Genomic DNA, 24,278 nt, shown 5'->3' with positions numbered 1-24,278 from the left:
TTTGCCGATCAATTCACCATGGGTAGCCGGATCATCCTCATTTCATGATCGCCTCGCGCTCGATGATCGTGTTGAAGCGTTCGGCAGCCCGTTTCGGCAGGCTCGCCGGCAAGGTCTGCATCGGCAATTCCGGCTTGCCGACCTGGATCAGCATGACCATGCCCATGCCGATGTGCGGAATGCACTGCACGCCGTAGTAGCCGGGAACGTCCAGCTTCAGTTCGATTTCCTCGTCGATCTTACCTTTGAAGGGCGCCGCCCCTTCCGGCAGCATGCCGGGGATGGAAGCAGCGTTGTGGGTACGGTGGGCGGCAATGAACTTGACGGTGTCGCCCGGCGAGATGCGGACGAAGTCCGGCTCGTAGATCATCGCGCCGGCAGCGCCGCGGTTGAGCATCTTGATTTCATGGACTTCGGCCGCGGCAGTGGCGGGAAGCAGCGCGCACAGCGCAAACGCGCAGAACAGCTTATTGAGCATGAACGGTATTTCCTTGTCTGGATTTCGGGTTTGAAAGCTGGCGCAGGCGCAGCACGCGCGCGCCGTCCAGCGGATCGGTCAGCCAGTGGCCCTGTACGCCGAAGGTGGTCTGCAGGCGTTCGGGCGTCAGCACGTCGTGCGGCGCGCCGAGCGCGACCATCTTGCCGCGCTCCATCACTGCGAGGCGGTCGCAGCCGAGGGCCTGGTTGAGGTCGTGCAGCGCCGCGACCGTGGTCACCGGCAGGGTATGGACCAGCTTGAGCAACGAGAGCTGATGCTGGATGTCGAGATGGTTGGTCGGCTCGTCCAGCACCAGCACGGTCGGCTTCTGCGCCAGGGCGCGGGCGATATGCACACGCTGGCGCTCGCCGCCGGACAGGCTGTGCCAGACGCGGCTCTGCAGGTGCTCGATGGCGACGTCGCGCATCGCTTCGAGGACGATGCGCTCGTCTTCCTCGGTCCACGGCGCCAGCGCCGACAGCCAGGGCGTACGCCCCAGTTCGACCGCGTCGCGCACGTGGATGGCATCGCCCGTCTCGGCGTGCTGCTCGACCACCGCCAGCAGTTGGGCGACGTCGCGGCGGCGCATCCTGGCCAGCGGCTGGCCGAGCAGGCGCACCACGCCGCTGGCCGGCTTGTGGATGCCGGTCAGCAGCTTGATCAAGGTGGATTTGCCGGAACCGTTGGGGCCGACGATGCCGAGGTTCTCGCCCTCATGCACGCTGAAGCCGACGTCGCGCAACAGCCAGGCCTCCCCCACCGCATAGCTCAGGTTCTCGCACACCAGCACCGGCGGGCGGGCAGCCGACATGTCCATCAGCGGCGTCCTCCGCGGATCAGGATCAGCGCGAACACCGGCGCACCGACGAGCGCGGTGATGACGCCGATCGGCAGCACCTGGCCCTTGATCAGGGTGCGCGACAGCACGTCGGCGGCGATCAGGAACAGGGCCCCTGCCAGCGCGCTGAGCGGCACCAGGCGGGCATGGCGCACGCCCACCACCAGGCGCACCGCGTGCGGAATGACCAGCCCGACGAAACCGATCGAACCGACGATCGACACCATCACCGCCGTCACCAGCGCCGCACAGCCGATCAGCACCAGGCGCACCTGCCGCACCGGAATGCCGAGGCTGGCGGCCGAATCGGCACCGAAGGTGAAGGCGTCCAGCGACCGGCGATGCCAGATGCAGACCAGCAGGCCGACCAGCACCACCGGCACCGCCAGCGTGACCGAATGCCAGCGCACGCCGCTGAGGTTGCCCAGCAGCCAGAACATGATGCCGCGCGCCTGCTCGGCGCTCGCCGACTTGGTGATCAGGAAGGCGGTGAGCGCGTTGAACAGCTGCGAACCGGCGATGCCGGCGAGGATGATCTGGCCGCCGCCGGAACCGCCACGCGCCGAATGCGCCAGCATCGCCACCAGCAGGAAGGCGGCGATGGCACCGACGAAAGCGCCCATCGACAGCGAGATCGCGCCGGCGCCGATGCCGGCGAGCGTGACCAGCACCGCACCGGTCGACGCACCGGCCGAGATGCCCAGCAGATAGGGTTCGGCCAACGGGTTGCGCAGCAGCGACTGCAGGATCAGGCCCGAAATCGCCAGCCCCGCGCCACAGGCGGCGGCGACGATGGTGCGCGTCAGGCGGTAGTTCCAGACGATGCCCTCGTCGATCGGGTCGAGCACATAACCGGCCTCCCACAGCTTGTTCGCCAGCACCTGGCCGATCACCGGCAGGCTGATCGGCGTCTCGCCGATCGCCACGCCGGCGGCCACCGCCAGGCACAGCAGCGGAACAACCCACAGGCCGTGCCCGAAAACGGGCACGGCCAGGGAATGGCCGGAACGGCTCATCGCTTGATCCTGGCGGCTTCTTCGGCCAGTTGCTCGATGCCGGCGACCATGCGGGTGCTGGCCTGCATGGCGTCGGCGTCCATGATGACGATGCGGTTGTGCTTGACCGCTTCCATGTTGCGCGTCACCGGGTCGGACTTGAGGAATTCGAGCTTCTTCTCATGGTCGTCGGCCGGGAAGCGGCGGCGATCCATGCGCGCGATGATCAGGATGTCCGGATTGGCCTTGGCGATGGTTTCCCAGCCCACGGTCGGCCACTCCTCGTTGGACTCGATGACGTTGCGGATGCCCAGCACCGACAGCATGTAGTCGGAGACGCCCTTGCGGCCGGCAACGTAGGGATCGATCTCGAGATCGGCGCTGGAGAACCAGAACACCGCCGACAGCTTGTCAGCACCGTTCGCGCGCGCCTTTTCCTGGGCGGCGGCGACACGGGCCTTGTAGCTGTTCACCAGTTCCTCGCCACGCGCCTGCACGTCGAAAATCTGCGCGAGCTGCTGCACGCCCTTGTACACGCTGGCGATGTCGAAGGCTTCCAGGCGGGTGCCGTCGGCGCCGACCAGGTTGTCCTTGCCTTCGCAGTCGGACGGCAGGATGTAGGTCGGGATGTTCACTTCATGGAACTGCTCGCGGGTGCCGACCACGCCCTGCGGGCCGACCATCCACTCGAACTGCACGGCGACCAGCTCGGGGCGCTTGCCGATCACGGCCTCGAAGCTCGGGTCGTTGTCGGCCAGGCGCTCGACCTTGGCGTTCTGCTCGGCGTATTCCGGCGACACCGAATTGAACCACAGCGAGGTGCCGGCCAGCTTGCCGCCCAGGCCCAGTGCGTAGAAGGCCTCGGTACCGCCCTGGCCGATGGTCACGGCCTTGGTCGGCGCCTTGGCGAACTTCAGCTGCTGGCCGCAGTTCTCGATGGTGAGCGGATACTGGGTCGGCGCGGCGAAGGCGGCAGTCGCCAGGCCGAGGCTGGCAAACAGGACGGCAAGGCGGGAAACTTTGAGGCTGGGCAGTGCCATGGATGCGATCTCCAATTGGGCGTACACATGGCGGTGTGCAGCATGGAAAGCACATCCCGGACGAGATTGGGCCGAAGCCGCAGCGGGACTGCCCTTCCCGGACACCCCGCCGGTCTATGGTGAACGATGCGGCCGGCAGGTCTCCTGACTCGCGCTTCACCGCCTCGCTCCAGCCTTCCCGGGGGGATCCCAGTGGCATCGTGGAGCAGGCTCGGCGCCTACAGTTGCGGGGGCAGTTCCGTTTGGGGGCCGTGCAGCCCCTGCGGATTCCCAATTATTTCCTTGCGGAAACCGGTGCGGCGGGATTATAGCCCGAGCATTTGGCGCATTGCACCATCGTCATGCGCTGCACTGGCATCATGCCGGACGGGGCAGCGCACCGCGGGCAAAGGCGAAAAACAGCATGCTCAGGGCAGGAAAGGCCGCCGCCACGCTCCAGGCCAGCACGCCGGCGCCCGGCTCGGCCGGCGTCCCGGTGAACAGCTTGCCCAGCAGCATGTTGCCGAACAGCACCATCAGACCGCCGGCCGAGGCCAACGCACCGTAATGCACCGGCAGCAGGCGCTGGCGGGCGAAAACCGGCACCAGCGACATCGCCACCGGCACCGCGCACATCTGGCCGGCCGTCAGCAATACCACCGTCAGCGCCGCCGGCAGCAATCGCCAGATGCCGGTCAGCGGCGGGATCGCCGACCACAGCGCCAGATTGACGAAGGCCGCTGCCAGCAGACCGAAACCCAGCACCAGCGGCAGGCGCGGCGGCAGGCGCCTGCACAAGGCTGCCAGCGGCATCTGGCAGCCCACTACCAGCACCGAGGCCAGCGCAAACAGCCAGGCCATGTCGCGCGCGCTGCCGTGCGAACGCGCCATCTCCACCGGCAGGCCCAGGTACATCTGGTTGTAGCTCAGCAGGTAGCTGCTGTAGAACAGCATGAACAGCAGGAAAGGGCGATTGGCGAACAGTTCGCGCCAGCCCCAGCCGCCCGCCCCCGGTGCGGCCGGCCTCAGCGCCGGCAGCCGCGACCACAGCACCAGCAGCGCCAGCAGGAACACGCCCGCACTCACCAGTGCCATCGACATGAAGCCGATGTCGAACAGCAGGCTGCCGAGCAGCGGCCCGGCCACCGCGCCCACTTCGCCATACACCGCGAACTGGGCGAAGATGTTGCGCTCCTTGCCATCCGGCTGGGCGTCGATGCGTGCAGCAAGCGCCTCCATGCAGGGCGAGAACAGTGCACCGCCGATGCCGGTGAGGCAGGCGCCGAGCAGCATCATCGCCGCCGAGTCGGCTGCGGCGAAGCACAGGTAGCCGGCGATGCGCACCACGCAGCCGCACAGGATCAGCGTGCGGCAGCCATAGCGCTCGGCCAGCGTGCCGCCGATGAAGAACATGCCCTGCTGCGAGAAGGTCCGCACCCCCAGCACCAGCCCCACCATCCAGCCTGCCAGCGCCAGGTTCTGGCTCATGTGCAAAGCCAGGAACGGGACGATGGCATAGAAGCCGATGTTGAAGACCAGTTGGGTGGAAAGCAGCAGGCGGCGCGACGGCAGGTCGCCATCGGCGACGCTGGAGGGGGTTTGAGTCATGTGGAATGCGCGGAAGAGCGATTGCGCGGGCTTATAGCACACCCCGAGTGCGCCCAGCGTGCAAAATGCAGGCCTGACATCCTGACGAGCCCCAGCGCCTTCGCCGTGACCAGCCTCATCGACTTCACCGATCCCCGTGACAGCAGCGCGCCGCGCCTGCGCCATGCCTTCGGCCAGCCTCGCGCGATACTGGCCGCGCACAGCCTTGACAAGGTGCGTCCGCTGCTCGATGCGGTCGAGGCCGCTGCCCGCGCCGGCGCGTGGGCGCTGGGTTATCTGCGCTACGAAGCCGCGCCCGCGTTCGATGCGGCGCTGAGCGCGCATGCAGCGGACGGGCCGCTGGCCTGGTTCGCCATCCACGACGCCCCGCTGCCCTGGAACGGCGAACCGGAGGGCGGTGCAGCAGTGGTCGATTGGCACACCCTGCCCGAGCGCACCGCCTTCGATGCAGCCCACTCCCGCATCCAGCAGGCGATCGCCGACGGCGTGCTCTATCAGGTCAACCACACGGCGCAGCTGCGCGGACGGCTGGCGGGCGACGGCCGCGCCCTGTTCGCCGCGCTGCGGCGGGCGCAGCCGGGCGGCTATGCGGCCCACATCGACTGCGGCGGCAGCGACGAGGATCGCGTGCAGGTGCTGTCCGTCTCGCCCGAACTGTTCTTCGACTGGCGCGGGGACGAAATCCTCACGCGGCCGATGAAAGGCACGGCCCCGCGCGGCGCCACACCCGACGAAGACGCCGCGCTTGCCGCAGGGCTGCGCGCCAGCCCCAAGGAGCGCGCCGAGAACGTCATGATCGTGGACCTGCTGCGCAACGACCTCTCGCGCATCGCCGAGCCGCACAGCGTGCGCGTGCCCGCGCTGTTCCACACCCAGGCCCTGCCCACGGTGTGGCAGATGACTTCCGACGTGGTGGCGCGCACCCGGACCGGCACGCGGCTCGCCGACGTGTTCGCCGCGCTGTTTCCCTGCGGTTCGGTCACCGGCGCCCCCAAGGTGGAGGCGATGCACATGATCCGCGCCCTCGAAGACGGGCCGCGCGGCGTCTACTGCGGCGCCGTCGGCGTGGTGCGTCCCCACGTTTCGCCCGACGGCCGGCACGGCATCGCCGCCACCTTCAACGTGCCGATCCGCAGCATCGAACTGAAAGGCAGCGACGCCCGCTGCGGCATCGGCAGCGGCATCGTCTGGGGCGCCGGCGCCCGCGACGAATGGGCGGAATGGGCCGCCAAGCGCGCCTTCGTCGAACGCGCCAGCGCGCCCTTCGACTTGCTGGAAACCCTGGGCCTGCACGACGGCGAGCTGCGCCACCGCAGCGAGCACCTCGCCCGCATGCGGACCGCCGCCGCGCACTTCGGCCACCCCTGGGATGAATCGCGCATCGACGCCTGCCTCGACGAGTTCGTCCGCACGCACGGCCAGGGCGCCTGGCGCGTGCGCCTACTGCTGAATGCGCAGGGCGCACCCCGCGCCGAAGCCGCTGCTCTCGCGCCCACGCCGGAACCGGTACTGCTGGCGCTGGCCGACCGCCCCTTTCTCCAGGCGCACAGCGAATTCAGCCGCCACAAGACCACCCGCCGCGCGCACTACGCCGCCTTCGCGCCCGCAGCGGGCTCGGGCGTGTTCGACACCGTGCTCTACAACGAGGCCGGCGAGATCACCGAATCCACTTTCGGCAATCTCGCCATGCTGATCGACGGACGCTGGGTCACGCCGCCCCTCGCCTGCGGCCTGCTGCCCGGCGTCGGCCGCGCCGTCGCGCTGCACGAAGGCCGCGTGGTGGAGGCCGTGGTGCGCATGCAGGACCTGCCGCGCGTGCAGGCTTGGGCCTTCATCAACAGCCTGCGCGGCTGGCTAAAAGCCCAACTGGTAGGCCACAATCCGTTCTCTACGCAAGACAAGGACGCGCCCGCATGTTGACCCGCCTGGAAATCAACGGATTCAAGACCTTCGAGGACCTGGACATCAGTTTCAGCCCTTTCACGGTCATTCTGGGCAGCAATGCTGCAGGCAAGAGCAACCTCTTCGATGCCATCAAGCTGCTGTCGAACCTGGCGACCAAGGACGTCAATGAAGCACTCAAGGATATGCGGGGCGAACCGCTGGAATTGTTTCGCCAAACGACGAGCCAGGGACGCGTCAAACAGATTTACCTCGCTGCGGAAGTACTTGTAGATCCGCTTGTACGTGACCCCTGGGGAAGCGAAGTCAGACTGACACATACGCGCATGCGCTATGAAGTTACGCTGGAGCGGCGAGAACTGAAGAATGGCCTGGAACGGGTCCAGGTGGCAAAGGAAGCTGTCTATCCCGTCAAAAGCAAAGACGACCAATGGGCCAAGGCGCACAAGCCCAGCAAAGCGTTCAAGGATTCCTATCTGAAATACAGCCGGCAAAATCCATGGCTGACAACCGAAACGCTTCTGGAAGGATTGTCATTCAGCATTCACCAGGATGGAAAGCAGGGCCGCAACCGCCCGGCAAGTGCGGCTGAAGCGACGGTGCTCTACAGCATTACCAATGCGGAATTCCCTCACCTTTTCGCCTTGCGTGAGGAAATGCGCAACTGGCGCCTGCTTCAGCTCGATCCGGCATTACTGCGCAAACCTGTGCCAGCCACAGCCTCCGACGTACTCGATGTAGATGGTGCGAACCTGGCTGCCGTGCTGGCCCGGCTCAAGGCCGAAACTGCAACATCCGAGCGCCCCAATGGCGTCCTGAGCGACATTGCCGGCGAACTCAACAATCTGATCCCCGGCGTTCTGCAACTCGATGCCGGATTGCACGACGCCAGCCGCGAATACCGCATCGAATTGACCATGCGCGATGGTTTGCCCTACACGTCGCGGGTCATTTCCGACGGCACCCTGCGCGTGCTGGCCTTGCTGACGCTGCTCAACGATCCGCAGCACCGGGGGCTGATCTGCTTCGAGGAGCCCGAGAACGGCGTGCATCCAGGCAGGGTGCGGCAACTCGTACGCCGCCTGAATGACATGGTTTCAACTCCGGCAGATTTTGCTCCTGACGAAGGAGCGGCACCTCCGCTGTGTCAGTTGCTGCTGAACAGCCACTCGCCTGTCGTGCTCTCCGCCCTGCTGGAGCCGGATGAGAATGGCCAACCGCTGAACCCTGAGATACTGTTTGCCGATACGGCCACTGTGAGCGACCCGCAGCGAAAGGAGTTGCGGCGAAAAACCCGCTTGCGCCCCGTCGTCCGCCCCAACTCGCCCCAGGCCAGCTTATTCGAGGATATTCCTCAAGGCCATGTTTCTACCCTGGAAGTGAATAACGTTCTAGGCACAGTCAGTGCGGAAGGATAGGACATGCACTATCTGGGATTGGCACTGTATGCCGAAGGCCGTACCGACGATCGTTTCCTGGGACCCGTTTTGCGACGGCTGTGCGGAGAGGTCTGCGCAGCATCACCGTATCTCGTAGAGTTCAACGACGAAGTATTGATTCTGCCGGACGCACCCAGGTTGAAACACGCTCGCAGGGACGAGCGCATCGTCGGTGCAGCACGCCAAGCCAAGGGCGCATGGTCGATTCTTTTCGTGCATGCGGATGCCGATGGCGACGCCGTCAAGGCCCGGCATGAACGGGTACAACCGGCCCTTGATCGGCTGAGAACGGAATTCGATGAAAGCTGCCAGGGTGTCGCCGTCATTCCGGTGCAGGCGGTCGAAGCATGGATGTTATGTGACGGTGACGCATTACGGAAAGTGTTCGGCACCACACTGGACGACAGCTCCCTGGGTTTGCCCTCATCTTTCAGAGCGCTCGAAAGGCTGGCCGAGCCGAAGCAATGCCTGGAGGCCTCTTTCAGGGCCAGCCATGCTGGAGGACGCCGCAAGCGGCCACATGGCGTACACGAGCGTATGAGCGCTCTGGGCGAGCAAGTGGCGTTGAACTGCCTACGCCAACTGACTGCGTTTCAAAGCCTCGAAGCTGAGTTGAAGCAGGCGCTACGGGCTTTGCGCATACTCGAGGAAACCTAGCTTCGGTTCTCCATGCATAACCGAAATCGTGCTGCGCCTGCAGAGTCTGCAGCATTGGCTAGGGTACCGAACTGCCTCAGGCTTACACCCCCTGCCCGCGCTTCATCAGATAGACATCCATGATCCAGCCGTGGGCCTGGCGCAGCTTTGCGCGCGTACGCAGGATATCCGCAGCCACCTCACCGAGTGCCCCGGACAGCAAGGTCTGCTGCGGCATGCCGAGGTAGGCGCCCCACCAGATCCTCACGCCGTCCGGCTCGACCGCCTGGAAAGCGCCGCCGCTGTCGAGCATCACCACCACTGCATCCGCGCCGGCGGGCCAGCCGCCTTCGCGCAGCCGCCGGCCGGTGGTGATGAGAACCGGCGCGGCAAGGTCGTTGAGCGGAATGCAGTGCGCCGCGGTCAGCGCCTGCACCGCGGTGATGCCCGGCACCACCTGCACCCGGAGTGTTCCGCCGATACCTTCCAGCCGCGCGGCGATGCGCAGGCTGCTGTCGTAGAGCGAGGGGTCGCCCCACACCAGCAGCGCCACCTTGCCGGCGCCGCCGGGCAGATGGGCATCGATCTGCCGCCGCCACTCGGTTGCGATCGCATCGTGCCAGTCCGCCACCGCCGCCAGGTAGTCGCCATCGGCGGCACGCACCGGCAGGTCGAACTCGACGATGCGGGCATGGCCGTTCAGCAGCCGGGCGCAGATGTCGCGGCGCAGGTCGAGCAGTTCGGCCTTGTCCTCGCCCTTGCGCGGCAGCAGGATCAGGTCCGCCGCATCGAGCGTGCGGATTGCCGCCAGCGTCAGGTGCTCGGGGTTGCCGGTGCCGATGCCGACGAGGTGGAGTTCGAGCGCGTTGACCATGCCTCAGCTCCGCGCCGTGTCGATGCCGTCGATGCGGGCGGCCACGGTGCCGCTGCCGGTTGCCGACTGCGGCCGGAAACGGCGCTCGTAGTCGGCGGCGTACAGCCGGCTCTCGTCGAAGCCTTCGGCGGCCAGCGCCGGGCCGACCAGGATCAGCGCGGTGCGCTCGATGCCTTCATCCACCGCCCCGGCGATGGTCGCGAGCGTGCCGCGGACGATGCGCTGGTCCGGCCAGCTTGCGCGCCATACCACCGCGACCGGGCAGCCGGCGCCGTAGTGCGGCTGCAGTTCGGCCGCAACGTCGGCCAGCTTGTGGATGGACAGGTGAATCGCCAGCGTGGCGCCGGTGGCGGCGAAATTCGCCAGGGTCTCGCCGGCCGGCATCGCGCTCGCCCGGCCCGAAGTGCGGGTCAGCACCACCGACTGGGCCACGCCCGGCAGCGTCAGTTCGGTGCCCAGCGCAGCAGCAGCAGCGGCAAAGGACGGCACCCCCGGCGTCACGGTGTAGGGAATGCCCAGCTCGCGCAGGCGGCGCAGCTGTTCGCCCATCGCCGACCACACCGACAGGTCGCCGGAGTGCAGGCGGGCCACATCCAGGCCGCGCGCGTGCGCAGCCTGGAATTCGGCGGCGATGTCGTCCAGCGACATCGCTGCGGTATTGACGATGCGCGCGCCCGGCGGGCAGTGCGCCAGCACCGCTTCGGGCACCAGCGAGCCGGCGTAGAGGCAGACCGGGCAGGCCGCGATCAGGTCTCGGCCGCGCAGCGTGAGCAGGTCGGCGGCGCCGGGGCCGGCGCCGATGAAATGAACGGTCATGAGGATTCTCCTTGTGCGATCGCGCAGGTCGCGCTGCGATCGGGCGAAATCTGGCGGGTCGCGAGCAGGCGCGCGCCTTTGCCTGCGGCGGCCAGCGCCGCGGCCTCGGCGACGCTGCCGCAGCCGCGTGCGGCCAGGCTGCGCGGCGAGCGGGTGATCGTGGTTGGTGCGCGCAACGCAGCTTCAGTCAAGGCATGCAGCGGCAGATCCAGCGACACGGCGAGCGATTCGAGTTGGACCAGCCTGTCGGCGGGCACGGCCAGCCCGGCCAGCATCGGCAACTGGATGCGGGCGGCTGCCAGCGCAGCATCGAGCGCCGCCCGCAAAGCCTCGGGCGAAGCGGCCGCACGGCAGCCGAAACCGGCGACGATCATCGGCTCACGCTCCACTGCACCACCGGATAGGCCGACTTCCAGCCGCGCCGCCCGCCCAGCGGCGCCGCTTCGGCCAGTTCCACCCGCAGCAGGCTGCCGCCGTGGGCGGCATGCCATCGGGCCAGCAGTGCCTCGGATTCCAGCGTCACCGCGTTGGCGACCACCCGCGTGCCCGGCGCCAGCCTGGCCCAGAGTTCCAGCAGCAGCGCTTCCGACAGGCCGCCGCCGATGAACACCACGTCGGGCAACGGCTGGCCGTCGAACACCTGCGGCGCCCGGCCGGTGACGATCTTCAGCCGATCGACGCCGAGCGCCCGCGCATTGGTCCGCGCACGCTCGGCGCGCTGCGGATCGGCCTCGAAGCCGATGGCCTCGTTGGCCGGATGGGCCAGCAGCCACTCGATACCGATCGAGCCGGAACCGGCACCGACATCCCACAGCCGCTCGCCCGGCCGCGGCGCCAGCGCCGACAGCGTCAGCGCGCGCATCGGCCGCTTGGTGATCTGGCCGTCGTGCTCGAACCAGTCGTCCGCCAGGCCGGCCACGCAGGGCAGGGCATCTTCGATCCGGGCATGGGCCTCGATGCCGACCGCGACCGGATGCTGCACGTCGTCCAGCGCATATTCCGCCGCCACCACACGGCGCCCCCGCTCGCACGCACCGCCGAGCGCCTCCAAAACGTGCAGCACGCTGTCGCCGAAACCCTGTGCGACCAGCCAGGCCGCCAGCTCGCCCACCGCCGCACCATCGCGCACCAGCACCAGCAGGCGCGTTTCCGGCGCAAGCAGCGGACGCAGGCGCTCGAAAGGCGCGGCGTGCAGGCCGATGCAGCGCACCTGCTCCAGGGCCCAGCCCAGACGTGCCGCGGCAAGGCTGAAGGTCGACGGCGCCGGCAGCGCGATCCATTCGTCCGCCGCCAGATGGCGCGCGACCACGCTGCCGGCGCCGAACCAGAAGGGATCGCCGGAAGCCAGCATCACCACCCGTCGGCCGCGCAGCGCCAGCAGGCGCTCGATGCCGTCGGCGAACGGCGTCGGCCATGTCAAGCATTCAGCCTGCGGCGCAGCCTCCGCCGCCAGCAGCGCGAGATGGCGCGGCGCGCCGGTGACGACCTCGGCCTGGACCAGCGCGGCGCGGCTTGCGGCGGAAAGACCCGCCATGCCATCCTCGCCGATCCCGACGATGCTCAACCAGGCCGTTCCGCCTTTCAATTCATCCATGTCCGATCCTAACCACGACATCCTGCTGCTCGGCGGCACCACCGAAGCCAGCGCGCTGGCCAGGGCGCTGGCCGAGCGCGGCTTCAAGGCCCGCTTCAGCTACGCCGGCCGGGTGGACTCGCCCAAACCCCAGCCGCTGCCGACCCGCATCGGCGGTTTCGGCGGCGCCGAAGGGCTGGCGCGCTATCTGGCCGACGAAGGCATCACCCACCTGATCGACGCCACCCATCCTTTCGCCGCGCGCATCAGCGCCAATGCGGTGCAGGCCGCGCAGATGGCCGGCATCCCCCTGCTGGCGCTGACCCGCCCGCCCTGGACGGCCGCAGCCGGCGACCGCTGGGACAGCGTGGCCGACATCGATACCGCCGTCGCCGCGCTGGCCGGGCCGCCGCGGCGCGTGATGCTGGCGCTCGGCCGCATGCATCTGGCCGATTTCGCCGCGCAGCCCCAGCATCATTACCTGCTGCGCCTGGTCGATCCGCCGTCCGCGCCGATTCCGCTGCCCGACCATCATGCGGTGATCGACCGCGGCCCTTTCCATGTTGACGGCGACACCGCGCTGCTGCGCAGCCACCGCATCGAGCTGGTGGTGTGCAAGAACGCCGGCGGCGAAGGTGCGCGCGCCAAGCTCCTCGCCGCGCGCCGGCTCGGCCTGCCTGTGCTGATGGTGCAGCGCCCCGCCCTGCCCGCCCGCAGCGAAGTGCATGACGTTCAACGCGGTGTTCGACTGGCTGGCGCAGGCCTGAATCCATCATTCCGGCATTCCCGGCGCCGAGCGCGGCGTGTAGAGCAGCGCGCCGGCCGGGCGTTCGATCAGCCGGGTCTGGCTGGAGCCGACGATGACGACGGTGCGCATGTCGGCCATTTCCGGTCTGGCCTCGGCCAGGCTCACCACCTTCAGTTGCTCGTCCGGCGTCGTCACCGCGCGCGCGAACAGCACCAGACGCGCGCCGCCGCCCGCTTCGCGCAGCACCTGCAGCGCGCGGGCGAAACCTTCGGGCCGCGCCTTCGAGCGCGGGTTGTACAGCGCGATGGCAAAATCCGCTTCCACTGCCAGCCGCAGCCGGCGCTCGATCAGCGCCCAGGGCTTCAGGTTGTCCGACAGGTTGATGGCGCAGAAGTCGTGCCCCAGCGGCGCGCCGGCGCGGGCGGCCGCGGCCAGCATCGCGGTGATGCCGGGCAGCACCCGCACATCGACCTCGCCCCAGGCCAGCGGGCCGGCGTCGAGCGCTTCGCACACCGCCGAGGCCATCGCGAACACGCCGGGATCGCCGGACGACACCACCACCACCTGCCGGCCGGCCGCGGCCAGCTCGATCGCCTGCCGGGCACGGACCAGTTCCTCGCGGTTGTCCGAGGCATGGCGGACGAGGCCGGGCCGCTGCGGCACGCGCTCGACGTAGGGGAAGTAGCCGAACACGTCGGTGGCCTGCGCCAGCGCCTGCGCCGCCTGCGGCGTCAGCAGTTCGTCCGCGCCCGGCCCCAGGCCGACGATCGCCAGCCAGCCGCCGGCGGACGGACGCGACGCAGCGAACACAGCGCTCATGGCCGCCGCCCCTGGCCGTGGATCAGCAGGATGGAGAAGTACGGCGCGGCCTTGTCGGCCTCGCGCAGGCGCGTGACCTTCTGTTCCGGCATCGTTGCGTACTCGACCAGCCAGGCTTCGTCCTCGCGGCCGGCAGCGGCCACCGCGCGGCACAGCTTGGGCAGGTTGCGGCCGACCTTCATCACCACCAGCGCGTCGGTGTTGCGGATGCGTTGCGCCAGCTCCTCTTCCGGCAGGGTCGCCATCAGCACCGTGAGCAGGTCGTCGCCCCAGGTGATCGGCGTGCCGCTCGCGGTCCACGCCCCCGACATGCCGGTGATGCCGGGCACCACCCGCACCGGCGCCACGCCCTGCAGGCGGGTGTGGAGATGCATGAAGGAACCGTAGAAGAAGGGGTCGCCCTCGCACAGCACGACGACGTCCTCGCCGGCCTCGACGACGCGCCGCAGCCGTTCGATGCTGTCGGTATAGAAGGCCGACAGCGCGGCGTTGTAGCGCGGATCGGCGAGCGGGATCTCGGTGGTCACCGGGTATTCCAGCGGCAGCTCGACGACGTCCTCGCGCAGCATGCCCTCGACGATGCGCCGCGCCCGGCCGGCACGGCCTTCCTTGCGGAAGTAGGCGATGTGGCGCGCGCCGCGCACCAGGCGGTCGGCGCGCACGCTCAGCAGGTCCTGCGCGCCCGGACCGAGGCCGACGCCATGGACGGTGCCGAGCCCGGCGGCCGGTGAGCCCGATTGGGGAAAGCTGCCGTCTGCGGCGGAAACAGGTATTGCGGTGATCGTGCTCATTCCTTGCGGCTCGCGAGTGCGTTGATGGCGGCGACGGTGATGGCGCTGCCGCCCAGGCGGCCGCGCACCACGCAGCACGGCACCGGGTGCGCTTCCCACAACGCTGCCTTGGATTCGGCGGCACCGACGAAGCCGACCGGGCAGCCGATGATCGCCGCCGGGCGCGGGCAGGCCGGGTCTTCCAGCATGTTCAGCAGGTGGAACAGCGCGGTCGGCGCATTGCCGATGGCGACGAGCGCGCCGTCCAGCAGCGGCCGCCACAGCTCCAGCGCAGCCGCCGAACGGGTGGTGTTCATCGACGCCGCCAGTTCGGCGACGCCGGGATCGTTCAGCGTACACACCACCGGGTTGTCGGCCGGCAGGCGGGCGCGGGTGACGCCTTCCGACACCATGCGGGCATCGCACAGGATCGGCGCGCCGGCCGCCAGCGCGGCGCGCGCGCGGACGGCGAAGTCGGGCGTGAAATCGATGAACGGGGCCAGTTCGACCATGCCGGCGGCGTGGATCATGCGCACCGCCACCGGCTCCTCTTCCGGCGAGAAGCGCGCCAGCTCGGCCTCGGCACGGATCATGGCAAAGGACTGGCGGTAGATCGCCGCACCGTCGGTTTCATAAACATGAGGCATCAATCGGCTCCAAGGCGGGCGAGCACGGCGTCGACCGCCAAGCCCGCCGCGCACGGGGTTTCGCCCGGACGGGCATCGTAAGCAAGGTCGAAAACGCCGTCCCGGCCGGTCAGGCAGACGGTGGCGGCATCCGGATGGGCACAGCCCTTGGCACAGCCCGACACATGCAGCGTGCAGACTCCGCTGCCGCCAGCGGGCGCACCGCCCTGCCCTGCCTGCAGCCGGCCGCGCGCGGCGAGATCCAGCAGGTGGAAGGCGAGCGGACGCGTTTCCGCACTAGCCTGCGGGCAGAACGGTGCGCCGGCGCAGGCCTCCACCCGCCAGCCGGCAGCGGCGGCCTTTTCGACATCCAGCGAGCCGGATGCCAGCCGCGAGGCATGCTGCGGCTCGGCCCCTTCAAGCAGTACCTGCCGCCACGGCGTGATGCGCATGGCGTGCGCACCGCTGCGCAACATGGCTTCAGCGAGCTCGTCGGCGCTCACCTGGCCGAACGGAAGCGCATGGATGGCACCAAGCGCATACCCGCCGCAGCGCAGCGGCTCGGCGGCTCGCGCCGGCAATGTTGCTCCGCGCGCCCAGTCCGGCAGCGGCGCGGCATGCCGGGCCATGCGGCCGGCCGCCTTGCCGCCGCTGTCGATGAACCAGCGCGCAATCGCAATCAGCGCGCCGATTTCTTCGCCAGGCTCGAGCACCACGCCGGCCGCGCGTCCGTCGGCGCGCAAGATCAGGCCGCCGTCCACGCCGCGTTCGATGCGGAAATCCGCCGAATCGCCCTGCAGGCGGGGCGCCGGGCCGGCGTCGATGGCGAAACCGACCTTGGCCGGCAGCTCGGGCAGTTCGCCCAGCCGTGCCAGCAGCCCGGTGGCGATCCGCTCGGTGTCGTCTCCGCTGATCCAGTCCGGCGCCACCAGCAGGTTGCGGCGCGATTCCAGGCGGACGTCGGCATCGAGCAGATCCAGCCCGCCGAAGAGCTCGAGCAGCTTCGGCCAGTCGGCCTCGCCGACGCCGCGCACCTGCAGGTTGGCACGGCTGGTGAGGTCGATCAGGCCGGCGGCGTGGCGTGCCGCCGCCTCGCAGATGCCCAGCACCTGCGCGCGCGTGAAGCGCGCCAGCCGCGGCCGCAGGCGCATGACCAGGCCGTCGCCGGACATCATCGGCCGCAAGGCGCCGGGGCACCAGCCGCGCACGCGCGGAGGCGTCACGGGACTCACATCCGAAAGACTCACGAGGCAGCTTCCGGCGAACGCGACAAACCCGTCCCCGATCGCCGGTCGGCTGCGCTTGAGGATCTGCAAGACATCAGAAGTCGATACCCGCCTGCGCCTTCACGCCCGCCTTGAAAGCGTGCTTGCGGTCGGCAATCTCGCTGACCGTGTCGGCCAGCTCGGCCAGTTCCGGCTTGGCCGCGCGGCCGGTGACGATGACGGTCTGGCGCGGCGGGCGGGCGCGGATGGCGGCGAGCACCTGGTCGGTGTCGAGGTAGTTGTACTTGAGCATGTAGGTCAGTTCGTCGAGCAGCACCAGGTCGAGCGCCGGATCGGCCAGCATGCGGCTGGCCTGCGCCCAGGCTTCGTCGGCGGCGCGCTTGTCGGCGTCCCAGTTCTGCGTGTTCCAGGTGAAGCCGGTGGCCATGGCGTGGTACTGGACCGCGCTGTCCAGCCCCTGCTTCTGCAGGAAGATGACTTCGCCGGTGGCGTGCGTGCCCTTGATGAACTGCACCACGCCGGCGCGCTGGCCGTGGCCGAGCGCGCGATACAGGGTGCCGAAGGCCGAAGTGGTCTTGCCCTTGCCGTTGCCGGTGATCAGGATGACGATGCCGCGCTCTTCCTGCGCCCGTTCGATGGCGGCATCGACGACTTCCTTCTTGCGCTGCATGCGCGCGTTGTGGCTCTGCTTCTTGTCCTCTTCCATCGGTCCGGCCTCCATGACGTCTCTGTCGGAACCGGAGGGGGAAGAATGACGACGGTGAATGCGCAGCAAAGCCGCTCGAAAGCAGCCGGAGCAAGGCGCAGGCAAGGCCCGCGCGACCGATCGGCAGTCCGCCCGCACCCCGGGGCATTCACCTGTCTCGTCGAACGGGTCGGTCTTCTGGCTCGCCTTCATCCGGTTGCCGCCGCCTTCCCGAAGCAGCACGCTCCAGTGGCCGAAATGGCGGCACCGTCCGGCTTACAGCAGCGGGGACTGCGCCGGAATGGCGGGAAAAATGGGCAGACGCCCCCCGCTTCACCGGACTTCCTGTTTCGCTCCGCGCGCGAATGCCCGCGAAAGCTCCCGATCGATGCGGGCCGCACTATACGCCCGCAGCGGTCCCGCGGGCAATGCGTTCCCCGGTCGGATTCAATCGCCGAGCAGGCTCTCGGCCGGCACGCCGATGCGCACGTTGCCCCAGTGGCGGCCGCCGGCCACGATCGGCATGGCGATGTCGCACAGGACCTCGCCGGTATCACGGCGGTAGGTCTGCAGCAGCAGGGGTTCGGTATTGCGCGCGGCGCGCAGTTCGGACGGGCTCTCGAACTTGCGGCAGGTACGGTTGCCCACCAGGTCCTGCTCGTAGTTGCCGGTCAATGGCCGGGAGAACTTGGTGTTGTGCGTTCGACAGGTAGCTGTCGGTATTGACTGCGACGGCAAATACGGCCCCCCGGGTCGAGGCCAGGCTGTCGTCGAGCAAGCCCTGGCAGCGGCGGGCGAACTCCTCGCCCCATGCCACCCGGAACTTGGGCGGGTTGGTGCCGGGGATGGCCTGATAGCGGCGATCGAAGATGTCGATGCGGCTGGCAGACATCTGATCGAGCTGTTCCTGCACGGCGTCGCGGAAGCGGCGCGTCTGCTCGACCACCTGATCGAAAACGCCGCGCCCGGTCTTGAAGCGTGACACCAGCTCCTGCACGCCTTCGGTGGCCTTCGCCAGTTGCTCCGTGCCCTGCTCGCTTTCATCCATCTGCCCGGCGACGGTGCGCGACAAGACATCGATGGCGCTGACCTTGTCATGCACGCTGGCATTGGTGTCGGCCAGCGAGGCCATCGCCGTGGCGATCTGCTCGAGCTGCTTCCCGGTCGACTCGAATTCGCCGACCATGTGCCCGAACTGGGTCGCCGAGCGGCCGACGACTTCGCGCGTCTGCAGCACGTCGGCATTGATCACCTCATTCTCGCTGCGCGTCTCCGACACCAGCTGGAGCATGCCGTTGATATTGCCGACGATTTCGGCAGTCGCCTTATTGACCCGCTCGGCCAGCTTGCGCACCTCGTCGGCGACCACGGCGAAGCCGCGCCCGGCCTCGCCTGCCCGTGCGGCCTCGATCGCCGCATTGAGGGCAAGCAGGTTGGTCTGGTCGGCAATCTCGCGGATCAGCGCGGCTATCTGCTTCACGCTCTCGGAACGCTGCGACAGATCGTCCACCGTACGGTTGAAGGCCGTCACCTTGTCGCTGACCGAGTTGATCTTGCCGGCAATGTCCTGCATCTCGCCCAGCGAACCGCGTGCGATGCGCAGATTGTCGGCGGTCGATTCGGCGATCTGCCGCGCGCTCTGGGAGACCTGCTCGATCGCGGTGGTCGATGCGCTGCTGGCATCGAACACCGCCGTGGTCATCTGTTCCTGTTCGCGCGCATGCCTGGCTGCGGCCTCGACACGCAGCTTGACCTGCACCGCCTCGCGGGCGATGCCGACGCTGGTGGTACGCACTTCGCCGATGATGTGGCGCATCTTGTCGGCAAAGCGGTTGTAGCTACAGGCGAGTTCGCGAAACTCGTCATGAGTGAGCAGCGGCAGGTCGCGCGAGAAATCGCCTTCGCCGCGGCCGATTTCCTCGAAGATGTCGATCATGCCGCGGATCGGTCGCACGATCAGGTGGCGCAGATAGGCGATCTGCCCCGCGATGCAGGCCAGTGCCACGGCGCTGATGACGATCATCACCCATTGGCCGGCTTCGAGCGTACCGAGGATGCGCGCCGCGAACTCAGGCGCGATGCTACCGTCGGCCAGGGCCTGCTCGATGCGCGCCGTCTGCCAGACCTGAACCGCCAGATAGCCCAGATTGAAGCAGAACAGCAGCAGAAAACTGCACAGTTTCTTGCTCAGCGTGTTCCAGAAAGTCTTCTCGACAGTCTCGTACAGCTGTCTCAATGCGCTCATTTGGTGTAGCCCTCGAGCAGGAAATATAGGGTTATCGTCTGTCTCCATCCCCGTTATCGGCCCCTGAACCCCGCTCTTTAGAATGGATGTGTGAACATTTCGACGACGGGCGCGAAAACGTTTCGGGAAATATTCCGCACGCAAGTGGGCGAAACAAGGGCATAAATCTCACTTCCGGCGAATCGATGGCGGCGGCACCAGCCCTGGTGCCCGGCCTTCCTGCTCCTGGCCCCGCAATTGCCCTGCCCCCCCTCCGCCTGCGACAATCACGCCTTTGCCGCCGGTGCCCCACGCCGGTGCCCCGCATCCTCATCTCTCGAACCGAAAACATGTCCGACCAGACGAATACCCCGCCCCAGGACGAAAACCACCTGATCGCCGAGCGCCGCGACAAGCTCGCCGCCTGGCGCAGCAGCGGCCGCGCCTTCCCCAACGACTTCTCGCGCGAGAACACCGCCGGCAAGCTCGCCGAGCTGTACGGCGACAAGGAAGCCGAGGAACTGGAAGCGCTGCCGGTCGAAGTCAAGGTGGCCGGCCGCATCATACTCAAGCGCGTGATGGGCAAGGCGAGCTTCGTCACCATCCAGGATCTGTCGGGCCGCATCCAGCTCTATGTGCAGCGCGACGGCGTCGGCGAGGACGTCTACGCCCAGTTCAAGACCTGGGACATCGGCGACATCGTCGGCTGCGTCGGCACCGTGTTCAAGACCAAGACCGGCGAGCTGTCGATCAAGGCCAGCGAGATCCGCCTGCTGACCAAGAGCCTGCGCCCGCTGCCGGACAAGTTCCACGGCCTCACCGACGTCGAGCAGAAGTACCGTCAGCGCTACGTCGACCTGATCGTCAGCGAGCAGTCGCGCTTCACCTTCGCCGCGCGCAGCCGCATCGTGCAGTCGATCCGCAACTACATGACCGGCCACGGCTTCCTCGAAGTCGAGACGCCGATGATGCACCCCATTCCCGGCGGCGCCGCGGCCAAGCCCTTCGTCACCCACCACAATGCGCTCGACATGGAGCTGTTCCTGCGCATCGCGCCCGAGCTCTACCTGAAGCGCCTGGTGGTGGGCGGCTTCGAGAAGGTGTTCGAGGTCAACCGCAACTTCCGCAACGAAGGCCTCAGCCCGCGCCACAACCCCGAGTTCACGATGATGGAGTTCTACGAGGCGTACGCGAACTACCGCACGCTGATGGACTTCACCGAAGGCCTGATCCGCCAGGCCGCGCGCGAGGCGCTGGGCGCCGAGAGCTTCGTCTACCAGGGCCGCGAACTGGATCTGTCCAAGGCCTTCCACCGCCTGACCATCGTCCAGGCCATCCGCAAGTACCACCCGGAGTTCACCGAGGTGCAGCTGGCCGACGCCGAATGGGTCAGGCAGCAGATCGTCGCCTTCGGCGAGAAGGTCAAGCCGGGCGGCCTCGGCAGCCTGCAGCTGCAGCTGTTCGAAGCCTGCGCCGAAAGCCAGCTGTGGGAGCCGACCTTCATCATCGACTATCCGGTCGAAGTCTCGCCGCTGGCCCGCGCCTCGGACAGCGACCCCGAGATCACCGAGCGCTTCGAGCTCTTCATCGTCGGCCGCGAGATCGCCAACGGCTTCTCCGAGCTGAACGACCCCGAAGACCAGGCCGCGCGCTTCCGTGCCCAGGTCGAGGCCAAGGAAGCCGGCGACGAGGAAGCCATGTACTTCGACGCCGACTACATCCGTGCGCTCGAATACGGCCTGCCCCCGACCGGCGGCTGCGGCATCGGCATCGACCGCCTGGTGATGCTGCTGACCGACTCGCCGTCGATCCGCGACGTCATCCTCTTTCCGCAGATGCGGCCGGAGTAAGGGCAGAAGCAGTCTGCCCATGGCAGTCCCGGAACACTCACGAAACCCGCAGGGCCGCAAACCTTGCGGGTTTTTGATTGACATCACGGGAAACAACCTTGCCGGACACCGCGCGGCTACAATTTCCTCCCCAATCACGCTGGCACAGGCCTCCATGAATCACGGCAACACAGGCAGGTCTTCCCTCATGACTTTCAATTTTTCGGAGTAAGACCACCATGGCCGGAAGCAGCCTGTTCATGCTGCTGGACGACATTGCCAGCATGCTCGACGATGTCGCCACGATGACCAAGGTGGCGACCAAGAAGACCGCCGGGGTGCTCGGCGACGACCTGGCGCTGAACGCCCAGCAGGTCACCGGCGTGCGTGCCGAGCGCGAACTGCCGGTGGTATGGGCGGTCGCCAAGGGTTCGCTGCTGAACAAGGCCATCCTGGTGCCGGCGGCGCTGGCGATCAGCGCCTTCATCCCGTGGCTGATCGCGCCGCTGCTGATGCTGGGCGGCGCCTTCCTATGCTTCGAGGGCTTCGAGAAGCTGGCGCACAAATTCCTGCACGGCAAGGAAGAAGGTGAGCGCCACGCCGAAGCCGTCCAGGTCCGGATCGACCCGGCGGTCGATCTGGTCACCTTCGAGAAGGACAAGATCAAGGGTGCGGTGCGCACCGACTTCATCCTGTCGGCCGAAATCATCGTCATCGCCCTGGGCGTGGTCGGCGGCATGGATTTCGCCACCCAGGTCGCGGTGCTGATCGCCATCGCCATCATGATGACGATCGGCGTGTATGGCCTGGTGGCCGGCATCGTCAAGCTCGACGACGCCGGGCTCTACCTCAGCCAGCGCGCCAATGCGCTGGCCCAGACCGTGGGCAAGGTCATCCTGTGGGTCGCGCCGTGGCTGATGCGCGCCTTGTCGGTGATCGGCACGGTGGCGATGTTCCTGGTCGGCGGCGGCATCCTGACGCACGGCCTGCCGCCAGTGCATCATTTCATCGAGACGCTCACCGCCGGCATGGGCGGAATCGCCGGCGCCCTGCTGCCCAGCCTGCTCGACGGCGTGTTCGGCATCATCGTCGGTGCGCTGGTGCTGGCCGTGGTCGGCATCGTCAAGCGCCTGCTGCCTGCCAAGTCCGCCGCACACTGAACACCGATGCCCATCATCCCGGCACGCCTCGCCTTTGCCGACGACGGCACGCCGCGCTCCGACACCTTCGAGGACATCTACCACTCCAGCGACGGCGGCTTCGGCCAGAGCCGCCACGTCTTTCTCGCCGGCAACGGCCTGCCGCAGCGCTGGCAGGGCCGCGACCGCTTCGTCGTGCTGGAGACCGGCTTCGGCCTGGGATTGAACTTCCTCGCCACCTGGGCGGCCTGGCGGGCCGACCCGCAGCGCTGCGGACGGCTGCATTTCGTCTCCTGCGAACTGCACCCCTTCAGCCGCGACGACCTCGCCACGCTGCATGCGCGCCTGCAGGCGGTCCAGCCCGCTGATTGGCCGGCCGAGTGGGTCGCGCTGACCGAGCTCAGCGCCGAACTGCTGTTGCAATGGCCCGTGCTGGCGCCCGGCCTGCATCGGCTGCACCTGGACAACGAACAGGTGACGCTGACGCTGTATTTCGGCGACGCCCGCGACGGCCTGGAACAGCTCGCTGCCCGTGCCGACGCCTTCTACCTCGACGGCTTTTCACCGGCCAAGAACCCGGAACTCTGGTCGCCGAAGATCTGCCACCTGCTTGCCCGCCTGGCGGCGCCGGGCGCGACGCTGGCGACCTGGTCGGTCGCCGGCAAGGTGCGCGAGCATCTGCGCCACGCCGGCTTCGAGGTGGAGAAGGCGCCCGGCTTCGGCGGCAAGCGGCAGATGCTGCGCGGACGGCGGCAGGACCGGCGGCCTGGAAGCGCCGCCGGCAGCTCTTCACCTGCTCCCGCCGTCCTGCCCTCTTCAGCCACATCGCCGCCCGTGCGCCATGCACTGGTGATCGGCGCCGGCCTGGCCGGCTGCGCGCTGGCCGAACGGCTGGCGGCACGTGGCTGGGCCGTCGATCTCGTCGATGCCGCCGACGCGCCGGCGACAGGCGCCTCCGGCAACCTCGCCGGCGTGCTGCGTCCGCTGCCCAGCCTCGACGACAACCCGATGAGCCGGCTGACCCGCGCCGGTACCTTGTACGGCTGGCGCCACATCGCCCGGCTGCAGCGCGACGGCCTCCAACTCAAGGCCGAAGCCTGCGGCGTGCTGCACCTGGCGCGCGACGACCTCCAGGCGGCAAAGATGGGCAGGGTCGTCGAACGCCTCGCCCTGCCCACCGGACACCTGCGCTACGTCGACGCGACCACGGCATCGGAACTGGCAGGCTGGCCGCTGCCGATCGGCGGCTGGCATTTCGGCGACAGCGGCTGGGTGCAGCCGCCCAGCCTGTGCGCGGCCAACCTGGCCCGCCACGCTGGGCGCGCCCAAGCCGGAAATATCCACGCGGGACGGATCGACGGCCACTTCGGCCGCGAGGTCATCCGACTGCAACACGACGGCGAAGCCTGGCAGGCCGTCGATGCCGAGGGCAGCACGATCGCCCGGGCGCCGGTGATGGTACTTGCCGCCGGTACCGGCGTGCGCGAGCTGTTGCCGTCCGGCCTGCTGCCGGTGGTCAGCGCACGCGGACAGGTATCGATCCTGCCCGCCGCGGCCGGCAGCCCGCCCCGCCTCGTCGTCTGCCGCGGCGGCTACGTCAGCCCCGAAGTCGATGGTCAACGCTGCGCTGGCGCAACTTTCTCGGTGGATGACGAGGACACCAGTCTGCGCGACGCCGACCATGCCGAAAACCTCGCCAAGCTCGACGGCATGCTGCCTGGCATCGCCGCCGGCCTGACACCAGATGATGTGGCCGGCCGCGTCGGCTTCCGCCCTGCCTCGCCCGACCGCCTGCCGATGGTCGGCGCCCTGCCGCTGCCCGGTGCGCCGGCCCCCGGCACGCCGCTGCCGGACGTACCCCGCCAGCCCGGCGCCTGGGTGCTGTCGGGCTACGGCGCGCGCGGCCTGGTGTGGTCCGCGCTCGCCGCCGAACTGCTGGCCAGCCAGATCGAAGGCGAGCCCTTGCCGCTCGAACGCAATCTGTGCGATGCCATCGATCCGGCCCGCTTCCTGCTGCGGCCCCGGGCATGAACT

General features: G+C 68.3%; 20 protein-coding genes, 2 pseudogenes and 2 riboswitches. Of the genes and pseudogenes, 7 read left to right on the top strand and 15 right to left on the bottom strand.

Annotated features, from left to right (window positions below; all coding sequences use genetic code 11):
* Positions 1-37: 37 nt before the first annotated feature.
* The 5 genes from QM748_RS03510 to QM748_RS03490 form a co-directional block, all read right to left on the bottom strand.
* Positions 38-478 carry a pseudoazurin gene (locus QM748_RS03510; protein ID WP_415245670.1) on the bottom strand — a complete coding sequence of 147 codons (441 nt, stop codon included), beginning with the start codon at positions 476-478 and terminating at the stop codon, positions 38-40.
* Positions 468-1,295 carry an ABC transporter ATP-binding protein gene (locus QM748_RS03505; protein WP_415245669.1) on the bottom strand — a complete coding sequence of 276 codons (828 nt, stop codon included), beginning with the start codon at positions 1,293-1,295 and terminating at the stop codon, positions 468-470. Before QM748_RS03505 ends, QM748_RS03510 begins: the two co-directional genes overlap by 11 nt.
* Positions 1,295-2,332, bottom strand: a complete 1,038-nt coding sequence (locus QM748_RS03500; RefSeq protein ID WP_415245668.1) for a FecCD family ABC transporter permease — start codon at positions 2,330-2,332, stop codon at positions 1,295-1,297. The genes QM748_RS03505 and QM748_RS03500 overlap by 1 nt, the downstream gene beginning before the upstream one ends.
* Positions 2,329-3,351 (bottom strand): ABC transporter substrate-binding protein, encoded by a 1,023-nt coding sequence (locus QM748_RS03495; RefSeq protein ID WP_415245667.1) that lies wholly within the window; start codon positions 3,349-3,351, stop codon positions 2,329-2,331. Before QM748_RS03495 ends, QM748_RS03500 begins: the two co-directional genes overlap by 4 nt.
* A 116-nt stretch (positions 3,352-3,467) precedes the next feature.
* A riboswitch (cobalamin riboswitch) is annotated at positions 3,468-3,662 on the bottom strand.
* Between the two features lie 46 nt (positions 3,663-3,708).
* Positions 3,709-4,938: an MFS transporter gene (locus tag QM748_RS03490; protein WP_415245666.1), complete on the bottom strand. Its 1,230-nt coding sequence runs from the start codon at positions 4,936-4,938 to the stop codon at positions 3,709-3,711.
* A 105-nt stretch (positions 4,939-5,043) separates the two neighbouring features.
* Between QM748_RS03490 and QM748_RS03485 the strand changes: the two genes are divergently transcribed.
* Genes QM748_RS03485 through QM748_RS03475 form a run of 3 tightly spaced genes read left to right on the top strand, consistent with a single transcriptional unit; the run spans position 5,044 to position 8,936 of the window.
* Positions 5,044-6,858, top strand: a complete 1,815-nt coding sequence (locus QM748_RS03485) for a chorismate-binding protein (RefSeq protein ID WP_415245665.1) — start codon at positions 5,044-5,046, stop codon at positions 6,856-6,858.
* Positions 6,852-8,258: an AAA family ATPase gene (locus QM748_RS03480; protein ID WP_415245664.1), complete on the top strand. Its 1,407-nt coding sequence runs from the start codon at positions 6,852-6,854 to the stop codon at positions 8,256-8,258. Before QM748_RS03485 ends, QM748_RS03480 begins: the two co-directional genes overlap by 7 nt.
* 3 nt (positions 8,259-8,261) lie before the next feature.
* The gene (locus tag QM748_RS03475) at positions 8,262-8,936 is read left to right on the top strand and encodes a hypothetical protein (RefSeq protein ID WP_415245663.1); all 675 of its coding nucleotides are present in this window, start codon (positions 8,262-8,264) and stop codon (positions 8,934-8,936) included.
* A gap of 82 nt (positions 8,937-9,018) precedes the next feature.
* Here QM748_RS03475 and cobF read toward each other — a convergent pair whose 3' ends face one another.
* The 4 genes from cobF to cbiE are packed head-to-tail and all read right to left on the bottom strand — an operon-like array spanning position 9,019 to position 12,199.
* The gene (cobF, locus tag QM748_RS03470; protein WP_415245662.1) at positions 9,019-9,789 is read right to left on the bottom strand and encodes a precorrin-6A synthase (deacetylating); all 771 of its coding nucleotides are present in this window, start codon (positions 9,787-9,789) and stop codon (positions 9,019-9,021) included.
* Between the two features lie 3 nt (positions 9,790-9,792).
* On the bottom strand, positions 9,793-10,605 hold the full coding sequence (gene cobM / locus QM748_RS03465) for a precorrin-4 C(11)-methyltransferase (protein ID WP_415245661.1): 813 nt from the start codon (positions 10,603-10,605) through the stop codon (positions 9,793-9,795).
* On the bottom strand, positions 10,602-10,979 hold the full coding sequence (locus tag QM748_RS03460; protein WP_415245660.1) for a cobalamin biosynthesis protein: 378 nt from the start codon (positions 10,977-10,979) through the stop codon (positions 10,602-10,604). Before QM748_RS03460 ends, cobM begins: the two co-directional genes overlap by 4 nt.
* Complete coding sequence (gene cbiE / locus QM748_RS03455) at positions 10,976-12,199, bottom strand: precorrin-6y C5,15-methyltransferase (decarboxylating) subunit CbiE (RefSeq protein ID WP_415245659.1); 1,224 nt, start codon at positions 12,197-12,199, stop codon at positions 10,976-10,978. Before cbiE ends, QM748_RS03460 begins: the two co-directional genes overlap by 4 nt.
* Between cbiE and QM748_RS03450 the strand changes: the two are divergent.
* A pseudogene (locus QM748_RS03450) lies at positions 12,138-12,866 on the top strand (cobalt-precorrin-6A reductase); the annotation flags it as partial. The gene cbiE and the pseudogene QM748_RS03450 overlap by 62 nt on opposite strands.
* 84 nt (positions 12,867-12,950) lie before the next feature.
* Here QM748_RS03450 and cobJ read toward each other — a convergent pair.
* The 6 genes and pseudogenes from cobJ to QM748_RS03420 form a co-directional block, all read right to left on the bottom strand.
* Positions 12,951-13,745: a precorrin-3B C(17)-methyltransferase gene (gene cobJ, locus QM748_RS03445; RefSeq protein ID WP_415245658.1), complete on the bottom strand. Its 795-nt coding sequence runs from the start codon at positions 13,743-13,745 to the stop codon at positions 12,951-12,953.
* Complete coding sequence (gene cobI, locus QM748_RS03440) at positions 13,742-14,536, bottom strand: precorrin-2 C(20)-methyltransferase (RefSeq protein WP_415245657.1); 795 nt, start codon at positions 14,534-14,536, stop codon at positions 13,742-13,744. Before cobI ends, cobJ begins: the two co-directional genes overlap by 4 nt.
* A complete protein-coding gene (locus QM748_RS03435; RefSeq protein WP_415245656.1) occupies positions 14,533-15,162 on the bottom strand; it encodes a precorrin-8X methylmutase in 630 nt (209 codons plus the stop codon). Before QM748_RS03435 ends, cobI begins: the two co-directional genes overlap by 4 nt.
* Positions 15,162-16,364: a cobalamin biosynthesis protein CobG gene (locus QM748_RS03430; protein ID WP_415245655.1), complete on the bottom strand. Its 1,203-nt coding sequence runs from the start codon at positions 16,362-16,364 to the stop codon at positions 15,162-15,164. Before QM748_RS03430 ends, QM748_RS03435 begins: the two co-directional genes overlap by 1 nt.
* 97 nt (positions 16,365-16,461) lie before the next feature.
* Positions 16,462-17,073, bottom strand: coding sequence for a cob(I)yrinic acid a,c-diamide adenosyltransferase (gene cobO / locus QM748_RS03425; RefSeq protein ID WP_415245654.1), 612 nt, complete (start codon positions 17,071-17,073; stop codon positions 16,462-16,464).
* Between the two features lie 149 nt (positions 17,074-17,222).
* A riboswitch (cobalamin riboswitch) is annotated at positions 17,223-17,440 on the bottom strand.
* Positions 17,441-17,499: 59 nt separating this feature from the next.
* Positions 17,500-19,297 (bottom strand): annotated as a pseudogene (locus tag QM748_RS03420) (methyl-accepting chemotaxis protein).
* 329 nt (positions 19,298-19,626) lie between these two features.
* Here QM748_RS03420 and lysS point away from each other — a divergent pair.
* From lysS to mnmC, 3 genes are all read left to right on the top strand, one after another.
* Positions 19,627-21,126 carry a lysine--tRNA ligase gene (gene lysS, locus QM748_RS03415; RefSeq protein WP_415245653.1) on the top strand — a complete coding sequence of 500 codons (1,500 nt, stop codon included), beginning with the start codon at positions 19,627-19,629 and terminating at the stop codon, positions 21,124-21,126.
* Between the two features lie 218 nt (positions 21,127-21,344).
* Entirely contained in the window at positions 21,345-22,265 is a 921-nt protein-coding gene (locus QM748_RS03410; protein ID WP_415245652.1) for a DUF808 domain-containing protein, read from the top strand.
* Between the two features lie 6 nt (positions 22,266-22,271).
* Entirely contained in the window at positions 22,272-24,275 is a 2,004-nt protein-coding gene (gene mnmC / locus QM748_RS03405; protein WP_415245651.1) for a bifunctional tRNA (5-methylaminomethyl-2-thiouridine)(34)-methyltransferase MnmD/FAD-dependent 5-carboxymethylaminomethyl-2-thiouridine(34) oxidoreductase MnmC, read from the top strand.
* Positions 24,276-24,278: the final 3 nt, after the last annotated feature.

The sequence above is a fragment of the Thauera sp. genome, assembly GCF_047601425.1.
Lineage (GTDB): Bacteria > Pseudomonadota > Gammaproteobacteria > Burkholderiales > Rhodocyclaceae > Thauera.
The sequence above is the reverse complement of the archived record's forward strand: the minus strand, read 5'-3'. Positions and strand labels throughout refer to the sequence as shown.